This window comes from Mycobacterium sp. 94-17 (assembly GCF_035617725.1).
In the GTDB taxonomy this organism is placed as follows: domain Bacteria; phylum Actinomycetota; class Actinomycetes; order Mycobacteriales; family Mycobacteriaceae; genus Mycobacterium.
Genome location: NZ_JAPIYN010000024.1, coordinates 18,793 through 33,698 on the forward strand (window position 1 = coordinate 18,793; position 14,906 = coordinate 33,698).

General features: G+C 62.6%; 16 protein-coding genes and 1 tRNA gene. 10 read left to right on the plus strand and 7 right to left on the minus strand.

Annotated features, from left to right (window positions below; all coding sequences use genetic code 11):
- Positions 1-24: 24 nt before the first annotated feature.
- The 8 genes from OQ789_RS22240 (at position 25) to OQ789_RS22275 (ending at position 6,288) form a co-directional block, all read left to right on the plus strand.
- Positions 25-1,056, plus strand: a complete 1,032-nt coding sequence (locus OQ789_RS22240; RefSeq protein ID WP_324688333.1) for a sulfotransferase — start codon at positions 25-27, stop codon at positions 1,054-1,056.
- Positions 1,046-2,392, plus strand: a complete 1,347-nt coding sequence (locus OQ789_RS22245) for a hypothetical protein (RefSeq protein WP_324688334.1) — start codon at positions 1,046-1,048, stop codon at positions 2,390-2,392. Before OQ789_RS22240 ends, OQ789_RS22245 begins: the two co-directional genes overlap by 11 nt.
- A 31-nt stretch (positions 2,393-2,423) precedes the next feature.
- Positions 2,424-3,035: a nuclear transport factor 2 family protein gene (locus OQ789_RS22250; RefSeq protein WP_324688335.1), complete on the plus strand. Its 612-nt coding sequence runs from the start codon at positions 2,424-2,426 to the stop codon at positions 3,033-3,035.
- A 66-nt stretch (positions 3,036-3,101) separates the two neighbouring features.
- Positions 3,102-3,707, plus strand: coding sequence for a helix-turn-helix domain-containing protein (locus OQ789_RS22255; RefSeq protein ID WP_324688336.1), 606 nt, complete (start codon positions 3,102-3,104; stop codon positions 3,705-3,707).
- Between the two features lie 71 nt (positions 3,708-3,778).
- Complete coding sequence (locus OQ789_RS22260) at positions 3,779-4,657, plus strand: SDR family oxidoreductase (protein ID WP_324688337.1); 879 nt, start codon at positions 3,779-3,781, stop codon at positions 4,655-4,657.
- 87 nt (positions 4,658-4,744) lie between these two features.
- Entirely contained in the window at positions 4,745-5,494 is a 750-nt protein-coding gene (locus tag OQ789_RS22265; RefSeq protein ID WP_324688338.1) for an SDR family NAD(P)-dependent oxidoreductase, read from the plus strand.
- Positions 5,495-5,684: 190 nt separating this feature from the next.
- A complete protein-coding gene (locus OQ789_RS22270; protein ID WP_324688339.1) occupies positions 5,685-5,930 on the plus strand; it encodes a hypothetical protein in 246 nt (81 codons plus the stop codon).
- Positions 5,931-5,994: 64 nt separating this feature from the next.
- Positions 5,995-6,288, plus strand: a complete 294-nt coding sequence (locus tag OQ789_RS22275; RefSeq protein WP_324688340.1) for a hypothetical protein — start codon at positions 5,995-5,997, stop codon at positions 6,286-6,288.
- Positions 6,289-6,325: 37 nt separating this feature from the next.
- Here OQ789_RS22275 and OQ789_RS22280 read toward each other — a convergent pair whose 3' ends face one another.
- The 5 genes from OQ789_RS22280 to OQ789_RS22300 all read right to left on the minus strand — a co-directional run bounded on the left by OQ789_RS22280 (position 6,326) and on the right by OQ789_RS22300 (position 12,220).
- On the minus strand, positions 6,326-6,790 hold the full coding sequence (locus OQ789_RS22280; RefSeq protein WP_324688341.1) for an ester cyclase: 465 nt from the start codon (positions 6,788-6,790) through the stop codon (positions 6,326-6,328).
- Complete coding sequence (locus tag OQ789_RS22285; protein ID WP_324688342.1) at positions 6,783-7,424, minus strand: TetR/AcrR family transcriptional regulator; 642 nt, start codon at positions 7,422-7,424, stop codon at positions 6,783-6,785. The genes OQ789_RS22280 and OQ789_RS22285 overlap by 8 nt, the downstream gene beginning before the upstream one ends.
- Before the next feature lie 641 nt (positions 7,425-8,065).
- The gene (locus tag OQ789_RS22290; RefSeq protein ID WP_324688343.1) at positions 8,066-8,722 is read right to left on the minus strand and encodes a helix-turn-helix domain-containing protein; all 657 of its coding nucleotides are present in this window, start codon (positions 8,720-8,722) and stop codon (positions 8,066-8,068) included.
- A 118-nt stretch (positions 8,723-8,840) separates the two neighbouring features.
- Positions 8,841-11,777 carry an MMPL family transporter gene (locus OQ789_RS22295; protein WP_324688344.1) on the minus strand — a complete coding sequence of 979 codons (2,937 nt, stop codon included), beginning with the start codon at positions 11,775-11,777 and terminating at the stop codon, positions 8,841-8,843.
- Positions 11,774-12,220 (minus strand): MmpS family transport accessory protein, encoded by a 447-nt coding sequence (locus OQ789_RS22300; RefSeq protein WP_324688345.1) that lies wholly within the window; start codon positions 12,218-12,220, stop codon positions 11,774-11,776. Before OQ789_RS22300 ends, OQ789_RS22295 begins: the two co-directional genes overlap by 4 nt.
- Before the next feature lie 389 nt (positions 12,221-12,609).
- Here OQ789_RS22300 and OQ789_RS22305 point away from each other — a divergent pair, with 389 nt between their 5' ends.
- Together OQ789_RS22305 and OQ789_RS26055 are read left to right on the plus strand one after the other, a co-directional pair.
- A complete protein-coding gene (locus tag OQ789_RS22305) occupies positions 12,610-13,452 on the plus strand; it encodes an SDR family NAD(P)-dependent oxidoreductase (RefSeq protein ID WP_324688346.1) in 843 nt (280 codons plus the stop codon).
- Positions 13,453-13,590: 138 nt separating this feature from the next.
- Entirely contained in the window at positions 13,591-14,085 is a 495-nt protein-coding gene (locus tag OQ789_RS26055) for a TauD/TfdA dioxygenase family protein (RefSeq protein ID WP_420716180.1), read from the plus strand.
- Positions 14,086-14,109: 24 nt separating this feature from the next.
- Here OQ789_RS26055 and OQ789_RS22310 read toward each other — a convergent pair.
- Both OQ789_RS22310 and OQ789_RS22315 read right to left on the minus strand, forming a co-directional pair.
- Positions 14,110-14,186, minus strand: a tRNA-Met gene (locus OQ789_RS22310).
- Positions 14,187-14,357: 171 nt separating this feature from the next.
- On the minus strand, positions 14,358-14,894 hold the full coding sequence (locus OQ789_RS22315; protein WP_324688347.1) for a cupin domain-containing protein: 537 nt from the start codon (positions 14,892-14,894) through the stop codon (positions 14,358-14,360).
- Positions 14,895-14,906: the final 12 nt, after the last annotated feature.

Sequence of the window (14,906 nt, forward strand, 5' to 3'; positions counted from 1 at the left end):
AATCACTACCGCACGCTCTGTGTCGTGGTGCCCAGTTTGGCGCTGCTGCATACAGTTACGTTCGCACTCGATCCACTCGTCTTTCCAGCGTTGCGCCGCACCGAGGTCCGCGAGCCTGTCTTCGTCGTGGGCCATGCCCGAAGCGGCACTACGTACCTGCACCGTATGTTGGCCAACGATCCGCGGTTCTCCTACGTGCTGCTGTGGGAGATGTTTTTCCCCTCGCTCATCGAGAAGAAGGCGCTGCGGGCGGTGTTGAGGTGGGATCAACGGCGGGGTGGACGACTGCGCAAACGTATCGACAAGCTCGATCAACGGCTGTTCGCGAAGAATCAAGATATCCACGAGACAGGACTTTTCGCGCCCGAAGAAGACGAGTTTCTCCTGACCCTGTCCTGCGCGTCGGGATTCTGGGTAGTGCAGTTCCCCTACGTCGACGACCTGGATTTCTACTACGTCGACGACCGCTGGCCCGAAGCCAAGCGGGACCGGGCGATGCGGTTCTACAAGGAATGCGTCCGCCGACAACTGGTCCTCAACGGCTCTGGCCTCACGCACCTGTCAAAAGCGCCAATCCATTGCGGCCGGGTCGAGAGCCTCATCGAGACGTTCCCCGACGCACGTTTCGTGGTGCCGGTCCGCAATCCTTACGAGACGATTCCCAGCTTCCTCAAGCTCATGCATTTCGCCTGGTCCGCCCGCAAGCGCGCTGAAGCCGACATGAAGAATTCGTTCCGGTCCTTCGTCGAATCGTCCTATCACTACTACCAGCACCCGCTCGACGTCCTGGAAGCCCACCCGGAGGTCCCGAGCATGGTGCTGAACTACAGCGACCTCGTGACAGATCCGGCCGGGACGATGCATCGCCTCTACGACGAGATCGGCATCGAGATGGTGCCTGAGCAGGAGCAGGCACTGAGGGCCGAGAAGGGCCGCGAATACCGTTCCGGGCACTCCTACAGTCTCGAAGAGTTCGGCCTGGAAGCAGACGACATCCGCACGCACTTGGCCCCATTGTTCGACCGATTCGGATGGGAGTCGGACCGTGCCGACTGATCACGCCGCGGCTCTGCGCGCCGCCTGGGACGACATGATCGACCGGCTCGGCCAGGCACGCAACGCGCTGGATTCGCCCGAATTGCACGCCCCGCCGGGGGCTGGACCGCGTGACCTCGCGGAAGGTTACCGCTACCTCCTGGGCTTCACATATTCCGCGATCGAGCGAGCCTTCTTCGGCGACCCCGCGTTTCCGTACTTCCGCCGCAGCCTGCAGGTACTCAACAAGGCCACTATCGACAACTCCGACGCGATGTACCTGTCGACGCCAGTGGATGGACGCTTCTCCTACCGGATCATCGGCCGGGTCCAAGACTCGCGGCATTGGCGTGGCGAGACACGAGCACTGTCAGGCCCTCTTGCGCCGCAGTACCTCATCATCGAGGCACACACGGGCTATGCCGGCGACAGCGGAGACCTGGCCGAACTGCAACCTGGTGCGCGTGGCAACACCGACAAGCTCGACTCCAGCGAACTGGTAGTCGGCGCAGATGGCCGCTTCGAGGTGCTACTGGCCCCTCACAGGCCAGCGGGATATTGTGCCAACTTTATTGGCACTCAAAGGATCTCACGCCGCAGCGGTGAGACCTTCCACGCCGAGCACGTGACGGTTCGCGCGTTGTTCCATGACTGGGAACGTGAAGAATCACCGGAGTTGCAGATCTACCGACTCGACAAGGTCGGCGAGCATCCACCGGCGCTTGAGCCGGAAACTGCGGCAGCGGCCGTGCGCCGCGTCGGTGAGATTGTCGACAATCAGGTCCGTTACTGGAACAAGTTCTATGACGTCGTTCTGCAGGCTCACGGTGACGGCGCAGGTTTCATGCCCCGCAACGGCTTCAACGCTCCGGCCGGGGCATCCCTGGCAACCGGCGGAGGGCAGAGCACTAACGTCTACAGCGGTGGCGTTTACGAGCTGGCCGAAGATGAGGCTCTCGTCGTCGATACTGAAGTTTTCGAGACTCCGGCGTATATGGGCTTTCATTTGTCCAATATGTGGGGTGAATCCCATGACTACGCCAACCACATCAGCAGTCTGAACGGCACCCAGGCCGTGCGGGACGACGACGGCCACTTCCGTTACGTCGTCGCCCACCGGGATCCGGGCGTACCGAATTGGCTTGACACCACGGGGCTACGCGAAGGCTTCATGGCGATGCGGTGGACCTACCCTCAACCGACTGACCGTCTGCCCACGGTGGCGGTCCACAAGGTCTCATACGACCAAATCAACGACGTCCTGCCGCCGTCCACACCGCGGGTGTCCGCTGCGCAACGGCGTGAGCAGGTGCGCGTTCGTCAACAGCACGTTCAGCGCCGCTACCGCCAGTTTTGAGGTCTCCAAAAACTCCTCCAGAGGAATCACTATGAGTGACAGCTTCACCCGCGCCGAAATCAAGAAGTTCTGGGCCGAATGGCTCGAGGTGAACCGCGAGGCGGAGCGGTCCGGTGATTGGGGACTTCTCGCCGACTGCTACGTCGAGGACGCAACCTACGGATGGATGTTCACACCCGACGAGCACTTCATGGCAATGGGACGCGAAGAGATTCGACGTTGGGCAGTCGGCAGCGAGATGCAGGGACTCGAATGCTGGCACTACGACTACATGGCCACCGTCCTCGACGAGGAGAACGCCATGATCGTCGGGTTCTGGAAGCAACGCTCTGGTGTCCTGGACGACAACGGTCAGGAGTATGAAATCCGGGGCATCGGTGGCAGCTGGTTCGGAGTGGCACGCGACACCGACGGCAACCTACGCTTCGCGTGGCAACGCGACTGGTTCGACCTCGGTTCGACCGCACATACGTTCATCGAGATCGCGAAGTCCGGCAAGGCCTCCCAGGCCTTCCTCGAACGCATCGCCATCCCGATGATGGACATGCCGGGCCGCTACCACTACGCCGATCTGCCCTCGACGCTGTGGCCACCGAAAGTGGAAGAGGGACAATACATCACCCAGAACCAGCTCGGTCAATGATGTCGGACTGACGTGGCAGTGACAGATCAGTCCCAAAAGCGCCGAGGACCCCGGTCTGACGTCGACGTGCGCGAGGTCATCCTCGACGTGACCGAGGCGATGGCCGGGCTCACTAATCCCGATGCGGTGTCACTGCGAGCGATCGCACGTGAGGCGAACGTGGCGCCGCGGGCGCTGTCCTACCACTTCGCGACGAAACAAGAACTATTGCAGGCGGTTATCCAACGCCGCTCCGGCGTGATCTCGCGAAGCATCACGAAACGCTTACTCTCCCTGCGCGACCGCCGAGGCCCCCTGACCGTTCGTGAAGCCATCGATGCGGTGCTGATGCCGGTCGTCGAACTCCTGGAACGTGAACCCATTAGCGGTGTCCGCTGGATGCGACTGTTCTCTGCTCTCAGCACCAGTGACGATCCGACGGACGTCATCAATTCGGGTATCGATCCAGAGGTCGTCGCGCTACTGACCGCCGTACTGGAACGCGCTCTCGGCCGTCAGCTCGACGAGGGCGATCGGTGCCGAATGGTGTTCGGCATGCTCGGAATGCTCGAACTACTGACACGAGTCGACCGCCCGATCTACGGACGCCCACTGCGCCAGGACGGTCTTGACGCGGAATTCGTGGAACAACTTGCCATCTTCACCAGCGCCGGCATCGCCGGAGCAATCTGACAAACGAAAAGGGAACCATGACTCCACACCAGGGCGGGACGGAGCGGCCTCTGCAGGGCCGACTAGCACTTGTGACCGGCGCCAGCCGCGGCATCGGCGCCGCTATCGCAAAGCGATTCGCCTGCGAGGGGGCCGTCGTCGCGGTCGCAGCAAGGAGCTTGGATCACAGTGCGCAGGGCAGTGTTCCGGGCACCCTGCAAGGCACCGTTTCAGACATCGAGGCCGCTAGCGGCCGTGCACATGCCTACCAGGTCGACCTGACCTCCTCTGAATCGCGGGCCGACCTCGTCACTCGCGTGAACGCCGACCTCGGTCCCGTCGACATCCTGGTCAACAACGCCGCTACTTCTATCTTCGCGCCGTTCACCGACATCTCCGAGAAACGCTTGCGACTCATCACCACGCTCAACTACTTCGCGCCGTTCGACCTGTGCCAGCGCGTCATTCCCGCTATGCGTGAACATGGGGCTGGATGGATCTTGAACATCAGCTCCATGTCCGGAGACATACCTCCGACACCACCACCGGACCCGATTTACCACCTCCAAGGCACCGCTTACGGCGGATCCAAGGCTGCGCTGAATCGACTATCCGAAGGATTGGCATCGGAGTTCTACGAGTACTCGATCGTGTCCAACGCTCTTGCTCCGGTGAAAGCTGTCCTGACCGAAGGCGTTCAGGCCACACTCTCGGCGGATACCGTTGCGGGCGAGGGCATCCTGGAACCTGTCGAGGCAATGGCCGAGGCGGCACTGGCCCTGTGCACTAGTGATCGCGATGGGCTCAACGGCGGAGTGCACAAGTCGCTGACTCTGCTCGAGCACCTTGGGCGCCCGATTCGCACCCTAGACGGGCAACGATTGCTCGAAGCGATGCCATGGCCCACGGGCAACTCGTTGAGCCAGACCCCATCCGCTCTGGAAATGACCGACGGAGAGACCAGCCAATGACGTCTCGTTTCAGACAGTTGAGTCAGCCAGATCTGGCTCACGAAAACGCGCGGCAGAGGTCGAGTGCAACGGAAGGGACGCGAAGAAATGTTTGATCTGACAGGCCATGTCGCTTTGGTGACGGGCGGTGGACAAAACGTAGGGGCAGGCATTGCCCAGGCGCTGGCGGCCCGGGGTGCCACGGTGGCCGTCAACGATTTCCACGCCGACCGTGCCGAACGGATCGCCAGGCAAATCCAGGACGCCGGCGGGCTGGCCATCGCGACCCCCTTCGATGTGACCGACCTTGATGCCGTGGAAGCGGGCTTCGATACGGTGTCGAACCGCGTTGGCCCGGTGGACATCCTCGTCAACAATGCCGGCACCGGCGGCCCTACAACGCCTTTGCAAGTAGCCAAGTTCGCCGACATGGCACCCGAACAATGGCGTCCGGTCGTCGCAGTGAATCTCTTCGGGCCGATGAACTGCGCCAAGACCGCAATCGGTTCGATGATCGACCGCGGCTGGGGACGGGTGATCACCATTTCTTCTGGCGCCGGCGAGATAGGCATGGACCTCGGGGTCTCCCATTACGGAGCGGCCAAAGCCGGAGCGATCGGCTTCATGCGGCACTTGGCGATCGAGAACGCCGGGCATGGCATTACGGCCAACACCATCTCCCTCGGCCTGGTTCTCGACGATCCCGGCATCGTTGAGGCGCTCGCAAACACGATCCCGGTCAAGCGAATGGGTACGCCAGCGGACGTTGGCGCTCTCGCGGTCTACCTGGCATCGGCAGAGGCGTCCTGGATCACCGGCCAGACGATCGGACTCAACGGCGGCTCGCTGACCAGTTAGAGGCGCTGTATCGCGAGAGCTTCCAAACCTTTCGAATCCATGACCGTCGCGCCAGTAGCGGTGCGGTACTACAGAGTGCTGAAGCCGCCGTCGACCATGAAGTTGGCGCTGGTGATCCATCGACCGCGGTCAGAGACCAGCAGCGCGACTGGCGTGTTCCCAGTGAACGAGTCCGATCAAGATCGCGTCGATGCTCGATGAGCACACCCGCGAGTCACTGTCGAACATCGTCGAGCGCTCCATCACCGGTGAGCGACTGGTCGAGGAACTCAATCCGGGCTTCGGCGACACGCGGCTACCCAACATGTACTTGGGCGAGACGCCGACCACGGTGCTGCTCGAAACTATCTTCCACGACGTCCATGACCGAGGAAGCAACGTCGTCTACGCACAGCTCCTGGTGGAAAACTGCTGGCGCACATCGTGGTTCCAGTAGCGGCCATGCTCGGAGATCTTCGTGATCCGGCACTGGGTGACCTCGGGCTGAACCCCCTCAGGTGGTGTCGAGTCCTGCGGAGCACTACCCGTGCACGCGGAGGCTGGCCATCGCTGCACTCGCGCAGACGCATGCGACGCCGCTGCAAGGGCTCATCTGGCATTCCCGGCAAGCTGAGCTCGCCGGTGGATCGCCACAAGAAGTCGTTGTTCTGGTCGGCCAGCGCTACCAATCCAAATCCGGTAGCTGGCAACGAGTCCCACCCGGTTCGCAGAATCTGTACGAGGGCCCGTGCCGCATCCTGGTGGACAAGATCGCCACGGATCTTGGCGCGGTGCTCGAGACCAGATCGCCGTAACGGCACCGACAGCAACGGTCGGACGAGGTCAGAACGCTCAGGTCAACATGTGCTGCTCGGACAACGCCTTGAAGTCGATCTTGAGTTGATTGGCCCACGAGGCGTCTTCGTAGAACCGGTAGTCGACGATCAGACCGTCCACCACACGGGCGATGATCGCGTAACGGCACCTGTAGGACTCCCCCGTGTGCGGTATGACGAAATCCGGTCGATACGCGTAGTCGGCTTCGAAAGTCCCGTACTCCCAGACCTCGCTCGACACCCACTCGCCGGACGCGAACGCACTGATCACTTCGAACCTGAAGTCGGGAAACGCGACGAGATACGGGTCGAAGATGCCCTTGTACGAGTCCCACCCCATCGGTTTCCAGCCGGTTGTCAGCCCGTAGCGGACGAACTCGTGGGAAAAACAGGCGTGCGTCGCCGCCCGGTCGTGCGCGTTGTACGCCCGGACGAACTCGTCGAATGTCTCCAGCGGGGTCCGCTTTGACACATCACTCATTGGCGTTTCCTATCGTCGATTTCTCGTCCGTGAAACCTTCACGGAGGACTGATACATGAGCCGTGAACAGCTTCCGCACGTCGGACGTTGCGTCGGTGTTGAACCAAGCGGTCAACGTTGTTCGTACCGCGGCAGCCATCACGGCGGCGAGCATCGTGATACGGATATCATCGGCAGAAATGCCGGTACGCAGTGAGATGCCCTGCGCGACCGAGGCTTCCATGTCCCGGGAGTACTCCGAAAACTGTTCTCGCAGGGTGGGATACTCGGCGAGCAGAACTACCTGCCGCGCCCACAACGGTGCTTCGGTTGTGCTTCCGACGTGGTCGCACAAAACCGCCTCTACGGCTGTCAATGGATCTTCATCGGGCGACCGGCTCACGATCAAGTGGACGATACGAGCGTGATCCGTTGTACCCCAACCAATTATCGCGGACCTCTTGCGAGGGAAATAGTTGAAGAACGTTCGTCGGGCGACGTTGGCACGACGGCAGATGTCGTCGATGGTGAAGGCGTCCGGGCCGCCCTCGGAGCAGAGTTCGATCGCGGCATCACGAAGCGTTGCCTCGGTGGCGGCCTTCTTGCGCTCCCTCAGCGAGCTGCCGTGAGTGGCAATCGGAGATGGTGCGGTCACGCTAGGTCCTCGAGGTCTGTCGACATTCGAGCGGATCACATCCACGTCAGATTATTGCAATAATGCAATTATGCATTGAGTGCAGACAATGTCAACGGGTGGACGGTTTATCAGGTCGCGCTCGCACCGTGCAGTGGACCGGCCGACGCCTGGGCAAGTAGTCGCCGCAGACTCGCGGCGACCTTTCGAAGCGGATCCGTGGACGATGTCGCCTGCGAGATCAACTGAATCCGGACACACCAACCCGACTCGGGTTGCGGCCGCTACCGCGCTTGCGCCGATCACGATGGGGGCTGGCCGAGCTTCACCGACAACGACCGCGTCCCAACCCTCATGAAATTTCCCCGTTCCCGGACACATAGGACACTTCGCCCTGCGTCATAGGTGCGCAGCTGTAACGATAGCCGGCGCGTCGCGTGTCCACTATATGATCTATCAGACTCTTAGTCTGATTAATACGTCCCAGTCCCGTTTATTCCTTCGCGTCGTGCTGCGCTCCGATCAACACCCGCGGGCGCGCAGAATCGCCGACAGCGGTGCGACGCAGAGACTGGCGCCACGCAAACGCGTTTTGGCGTACCGTTCTGTCCGGCATATGGGATTGCCGCTGCCGCAGTGATTCTGACCGATGTCTTGGTGCGCTAGCCGAGCAGATGGTGGCGCAGGGTGTCGGCAATCCAGTCGCGGTAGCGCTTCTGCGACCACCCACGGGTGGCGACCAGTGCGTGGTGCAGGCTGGGATCGTTGTACACCCAGATGATGTCGCGGGCGGTCGCGCGTGGCAGTCCTTTGCGCAGTCCGCGGCGTTCGGCCAGCAGGTCCACGATCTGGCCGGCGCCGGTGAAGCGCTCTTCGCCGATGGTCACCCACAGCTGATGAATTTCAGGGTCGCACCCGGTGGCCGAGGTGATCACCTGATAGATCGCCGAGACACGCCGGGCCGCATCGGCGATGATGCCCGCGTACGCTCCGAGGATGCGCACGGGGTCGGTCATCTCGTACAGGCGCCGGGCCTCGGGGCGGTCTTTCAGTGGCACGGGTGCGTCGTCGCCGACAACCGCACGGTCGTAGGCAATTTTGAGCAGCCAGGGTTTGCCGCCGGCGGCGGTGAAGACCGTGGAACGGCCCACCCCGGCGGCATCGGCGATGGCGTCGATCGAGGTGCCCGCGTAACCGCGCTCGATGAACAACTGCGTCGCTGCGTCGAGCACCAGCCGGCCGGTCGCCGCGGTCTGCTCGGCGCGCAGCCGCGATTGGTAGGGTTTCCTTTTGGTCGACCGCAGATTCGCCGGACTCATAATGCATTAACGGTACCCCCCGTATCCCGTTGGATGTCCCCCACTGGCGTGCTCCGCGCCGGTTGCCGCGGCAATCCGCTTGGGTTGCTGAGCATCCGCAGTTGCATGCCACCAGTGCTCATCGTGACTCGAGCGAGCCAACCGCCACATTCGGCCCGTCGGTCGCGGTCGATGTCGGTGGGCCGGCTTCTGCTGTGTCCCTGAGCAGTTCGCGCACCGCCGCACGCGATCCGTAGGGTTGCAGCATCTGGCTGGCTGGGCGGGGGCGCACGTGTTGTGGCCACCAGAACCATCGGCCGAGCAGTGCTGCGATAGCCGGGGTCATGAACGAGCGCACGATGAGCGTGTCGAAGAGCAGTCCTAGCCCGATTGTGGTGCCGACCTGACCGAGAACCTGCAAATCGCTGAAGACAAATGACGACATCGTGGTGGCGAATACCAGCCCGGCGGCGGTCACGACGCCGCCGGTGCCGGCCATGGCACGGATGATGCCGGTCTTGAGGCCGGCCCGATTTTCCTCCTTGAAGCGCGAAATCAGCAGCAGGTTGTAGTCGGACCCCACGGCCAGCAGCAAAATAACGGCAAGGACCAAAACGATCCAGTACAAGTTGATGCCGAGGAGGTCTTGCCAGACCAACACCGAGATCCCAAATGATGCGCCGAGCGACAGCGCCACGGTCCCGACAATCACGAGTGCGGCGACCAGGCTGCGAATGATGAACATCATGATCAGCAGGATGAGGCACAGCGCCGCTACCGCGGTGATCATCAGGTCGTATTTGGCGCCGTCTTGGATGTCCTTGTAGGTGGAGGCGGTGCCGCCCAGGTAGATCTTGGCCTCGGCCAGGGGCGTTCCTTTGATGGCCTCGTGGGCTGCTTTTCTGATCGCGTCGATGTGTGAGATGCCTTCGGGGGTCGCCGGATCGACGTCGTGGGTGACGATCATGCGGGCGGCTTTGCCGTCCGGCGACAAAAGCAGTTTCAGGCCGCGTTGGAATTCGGGGTTGTCGAACGCCTCCGGTGGCAAGTAGAAAGAGTCGTCGGTTTTGGCCGCGTCGAAGGCTTGTCCCATGGCGGTCGAGTTCTGCAGCGCGTCGGCGGCCTGGTCATTGATGCCCGAAGTGGTGGCGTAGTTCTTCATAATCAGGTCCCGATTGGCCTGCTGTATCGCGATCTGGGGCGGCAGCAACGCCAACAGTTGCGGTTGCAGTGCGTTCAGCTTGTCGAAGCTCGCTGCGATTCGTTGAAACTGATCGGTCAGCTTGTCGATCGCGTCGACCGCATCGAAGATCGATCGCAATGCCGCGCAGAGCGGAATGTCGAAACAGTGCTTCTCCCAATAGAAGTAGCTGCGCAACGGCCGGAAGAAGTCATCAAAATCGGCGATCTCGTCACGCAGGTCGGACACGGTGCCAACGGCTTCGTGAAACGCCTTGGTCTGTTCGCCAGTCGCTGCACCGGATTGCTGTTGTAAGGCATATTGCTTGCCCAAGATCGCGATCGTGCTGTTGATCTGGTCGGCCTGCCTGAGCAAGTCAGCGGCGCGGTCGTGCTGGTATTTCAGGTTTTCGATTTGCCCGAAGTTTTGCGCGCTGATCTGAAACGGGATCGAGCTGTGGTCGATCGGGCTGCCCAACGGCCTGGTCATCGACTGCACCAGGGCGATACCTGGGGTGTGAAAGACCGCCTTGGCCACTCGCTCCAGCAAGATCATGCTCGCCGGGTTGCGCATGTCGTGATCGGTTTCGATCATCAGCAGTTCAGGATTGAGCCGCGCCTCCGAGAAGTGCCGCTCAGCCGCCGCATACCCGACGTTGGCCGGCGTCCACGCGGGCATGTAGGGACGCACGTCGTAATTCGTGGCGTACCCGGGCAGGGTGAGCACCCCGACGAGAGCGACCGCCATCGTCGCGGCCAGTACCGGCCCGGGCCAACGCACGATGACCGTGCCGATGCGCCGCCACCCCCGGGTCCTGAGTGCTCGTTTAGGCTCAAAGCGGCCAAACCGGCCACCGATCGCGATGACTGCCGGGGTAAGGGTCAGCGCCGCCCCAAGGGCGATCACGATGCCGATCGCCGAAGGCGGGCCGAGGCTGTAAAAGTAAGGCAGACGACAAAAACTCAAGCAGTACACCGCGCCGGCGATCGTCAGGCCGGATCCCAAGACGATGTGTGCGATGCCGCTGAACATGTCCCGAAAGGCCGCGTGGCGGTCCTGCCCGGCATGGCGTGCTTCTTGATAGCGGCCGACGAAGAAGATCGCGTAGTCGGTACCGGCGGCAATCGCGAGCAACGTGAGCAGGTTCACCGAGAAGGTCGACAGCGCAATGAGACCGTGATACGCCAAGACGGCGACGATGCCGCGACCCGCGGCCAAGCCGATCAGCACCGCCAGTAGCACCAGGACGGTGGTGGACACCGAACGGTAGACGATGAACAAGGTCATGGCGATAACCGCCAGCGTGACCAGGGTGACCTTCGCGACGCTCTTGTTACCGACTTGGAGCTGATCGGTCAGCAACGGGGTCGCGCCGGTGACGTAGGCCTTGACCCCCGGCGGTGGCGGGGTGTGGGACACCACAGCGCGCACCGCGTTGACCGATTCATTGGACAATGTTTCGCCTTGGTTCCCTGCCAGATACACCTGCACGTAAGCGGCCTTGCCGTCGGAGCTTTGCGAGCCCGCCGCAGTCAGCGGATCCCCCCAGAAATCCTGCACGTGCTGAACGTGTTTGGTGTCCTGGGCCAGCTTGTGCACCACGGCGTCGTAGAACCGATGGGCCTCGGCACCCAAGGGCTTGTCGCCCTCGACCACCACCATGGCGGCACTGTCGGAATCGAACTCCCCGAACACCTTGCCGATGTGTTTGATCGCTTTCAGCGAGGGCGCATCCCGCGCACTCAGCGACACGTCATGGGCTTCGGCGACTTTTTCCAACGGCGGGACAACAGTGTTGGTGATCCCCGCCGCCGCCAGCCAAAAAAGCACGATCGGCACCGCGAGCCGGCGAATCCACCGCGCTGTCGACGAAGTCTTGCCGTGGTGGTCGCTCATCCGGATTTGTCCAAGCAGAAGGTGTAGGCGCTCATGGTGTTCACCGTTCTTTCGACTTTCACGACGCCATCGATGCTGATGCGGCAACCGATGGAGTTGCTGTCTCCTTGTGCCACAACGTTGGCGAAGACTGCCGGCTGGTTTGTGGTGACTTCGTACGACCACGGCAGTGTGGCGTCATCCACGCGCTGGGGCGCAGCATTGACGTCGATGTAATTGATCGTTGCCACGGTTCGCGGTGGCCCGAATACCTCGAGGAGTAGGTGTTTGGGGTTGAACTCCGTGATGTCGTTGGCCGTCGCGCGCGCCACTGACCCTTCGGGGTCGGAGCCGAAGATTGCGTGTAGCCGAAAAATGCTGAACCCGGCGACTGCCACGACGGCGACGGCGACGATCGGCATCCATCCTCGTGCCGCCCATCTGGCAATCGAGATTCTCTTCATACGAACGCCTTTCGACAACCAGTGTCACGGTCCCCCGAACTGACTGGGCCGCCGACGCACGGGGCGTCGACGCAGGGACCGCACGGTTTCGGGCCAAACTTCGTCGACCGACAAGACAGCACATACCTGACTATGAGTCTATTGAGCATACTATCGGTCTACGTAATTTCAACCGGCGATATTCCCGGGGGCAGTTGACGATGCCTGCTCGGCATAGTCGTGAACGCGACGGCCCCGGCGCAACGAATGTCGGCCCCCTGTCGCCGTCAGGCCGGGTTCGATCCCGCTGCGCTCGGCCCATCGGGAATTGGCTGGATTAATGGCTTGTTAGTAAGACTGCCAGTATGGTGAATATGCGGGAGTCCAGGTCCCGCGGAAAGGATTCTCTGATGACCGACCTCCCCGCTAAGTACGGTAGATACGCCCTCGTCACCGGCGCCTCGTCGGGCATCGGCGCCGAATTCGCCGCCCAGCTCGCCTACGCCGGCTTCGACCTCGTGGTCGTGGCGCGGCGCCGCGACCGCCTTGAGGCATTGGCCGGAAAGATTCAGAGCCGCACCGGACGACACGTGTTCATCGCGCCGGCGGACCTCGCGGCCCCTGGCGCCGTCGACGATCTGATCAGGCAAACGAACGGACTAGACATTGGGCTGGTGGTAGCGGCCGCCGGAGTGATGGTGGCCGGCAAGTTCGCGGACAATGACTTCGTTGCCGAGACGGCCACCGTGCAGGTCAACGTTCTTGCGCTGATGCAGCTCGCTCAGCGCTTCAGTGCGGCGATGGCGCGCCGACGCCGGGGCGCATTGATCTTGCTGGCCTCCGCCGTCGGCCATGCTGCTGTGCCCTATACCGCAAATTACGCGGCGAGCAAGGCCTATGTCTCGTCGCTGGGCCGGGCGTTGCACTACGAACTCAAACCGGCCGGGGTGGATGTGTTGACTCTGGCGCCCGGCCCGACCGACACCGAGGGCTTTCACGAGACGGAGGGCATCGATTTCACTGCGCTGCCCATGCCGGTCATGTCGACCGAGGCGGTGGTGCGCTTCGCGCTGAAAAAGCTTGGGCGCCGGGCACTGGTCATTCCCGGTGTGATGAACCGCTTCACCGACCGGCTCGGCAAGTACGTGATCCCGAGTTCGTGGATGACCGCGCTGTTCGGTCGGATGTTAGCCAAAGCCACCGCTCCCGCGGAGCCCATACCGGCCGCTATTCGTCAGGATCGGGCATCATGACCGCGCCGACCGAAGCCACATGATGCGCACGGCGCAGCAGACAGCTACGGCCCGCCGGCAAAGCTGCGGATACACAGCGTGCCGATTCCCGAGTCGCGGCCCTTCGTCCAATCTGCGCTTGGCTCGCCGGACCCAAACATGCGGTGCCCGTTGGAGCTCAACCCCATCCGGTCGTCAGAGATGCTCGTTTACACCCAGGAGGAGACCGGCCGGCGAGTGCTCAACTTCTCGCCGTGGTTCGCGATCGGCATCGAGGGCATGGATCAAGCTCGCGCCGACAGTATCCTCCACCGCGTCGCAGCCGTCATGGTCGACGAGCGTTACGCCTACTTCCACGACTGGCAGGCCGGCGACATGGTGCTGTGGGACAACTGGAGGGGTGCTGCACTGTGCGCGCGGCATCCCATTCGGGCTCAAGCGCCACATGCAGCGCACGACCATCGCCGGGGACTACGGCCAGGGACGCCGAGCCGAGTGGTCCGAACCGGAGTGCATCAGAGCCTGACAATCACGGAGACCGATCGAGGCCGCCCGGACCCTGCCGTCCTCGAGCATGCACAGCTTCGGCGGCCGGGGGGACTGCAAGGCAGAAGTCTGCATCGCCGACTCCACCGAAAACGGCCCCCGGACTGAGAGTCCTCCGGGGGCCGTTTTACCTGGTAGCGGGGACAGGATTCGAACCTGCGACCTCTGGGTTATGAGCCCAGCGAGCTACCGAGCTGCTCCACCCCGCGTTGGTGAATGCCAGGTTACCGAACCGGTGTCATGGCGGCCAAATCGCACGCTCAGCGGCGGTCGACGCGCAGAGCTTGCCGCCAGGATCGCGGTCCACACCGCGATCGCAGCCGTCACGGCAGTCTCGGCGTTCAGCGTGCGCGAAGACACGGGAAAACACCACGAAGGGCTCAGTGTGACGGCGGGTTGAGCCCGTACCGCCGCGCGACGTCGTCCATCCAGTCCGGCGTTCCGTAGGTCAGCCCGTACTTGTCGGCGAGTTCGCCGAACTCGGGCAACTCGTGCAGCGGCTTGCCGGCCGGGTCGCCGTCGCGCTCGAGAAGCAGCTCGCCGAGTTCGCGGAAATAGTTTTCGAAGCCGCCCGGGGTGATGATCTCGACGATGCGGCCCGGTTCGCTGCCGGCATTCCACATCGCGTGCATCTGACCGCGGGGCTTGGTGATGTAGCCACCGGGGCCCAGGACCACTTCGCTGTCGTCGGAGCGGAACCCGATCTCGCCGGCCAGCACGATCGAGTGCTCGTCCTCGCGGGTGTGCCGGTGCGCCGCGGTGAGCAGGCCGACCGCGAAGGGGTGCTCGACGATGGACACTTCGCCGCCGTTGGTCTTGCCGGACAGCTTGAACACCGCCCCGAAGCCCGGGAGGTCGACGACGTCGCCCTCACCCGGCCGCACCACGGTGACGCCGATGTCGTTCAGCTCGGTCATATGACCCACCTT

Excerpts from the sequence above, each read along its gene's own strand:
- OQ789_RS22300 (WP_324688345.1), bottom strand. The coding sequence starts at position 12,220 with ATGAAGAGAATCTCGATTGCCAGATGGGCGGCACGAGGATGGATGCCG.
- OQ789_RS22280 (WP_324688341.1), bottom strand. The coding sequence starts at position 6,790 with ATGAGTGATGTGTCAAAGCGGACCCCGCTGGAGACATTCGACGAGTTC.
- OQ789_RS26055 (WP_420716180.1), top strand. The coding sequence starts at position 13,591 with ATGCGGTGCCCGTTGGAGCTCAACCCCATCCGGTCGTCAGAGATGCTC.
- OQ789_RS22315 (WP_324688347.1), bottom strand. The coding sequence starts at position 14,894 with ATGACCGAGCTGAACGACATCGGCGTCACCGTGGTGCGGCCGGGTGAG.
- OQ789_RS22265 (WP_324688338.1), top strand. The coding sequence starts at position 4,745 with ATGTTTGATCTGACAGGCCATGTCGCTTTGGTGACGGGCGGTGGACAA.
- OQ789_RS22270 (WP_324688339.1), top strand. The coding sequence starts at position 5,685 with ATGCTCGATGAGCACACCCGCGAGTCACTGTCGAACATCGTCGAGCGC.
- OQ789_RS22295 (WP_324688344.1), bottom strand. The coding sequence starts at position 11,777 with ATGAGCGACCACCACGGCAAGACTTCGTCGACAGCGCGGTGGATTCGC.
- OQ789_RS22290 (WP_324688343.1), bottom strand. The coding sequence starts at position 8,722 with ATGAGTCCGGCGAATCTGCGGTCGACCAAAAGGAAACCCTACCAATCG.
- OQ789_RS22250 (WP_324688335.1), top strand. The coding sequence starts at position 2,424 with ATGAGTGACAGCTTCACCCGCGCCGAAATCAAGAAGTTCTGGGCCGAA.
- OQ789_RS22305 (WP_324688346.1), top strand. The coding sequence starts at position 12,610 with ATGACCGACCTCCCCGCTAAGTACGGTAGATACGCCCTCGTCACCGGC.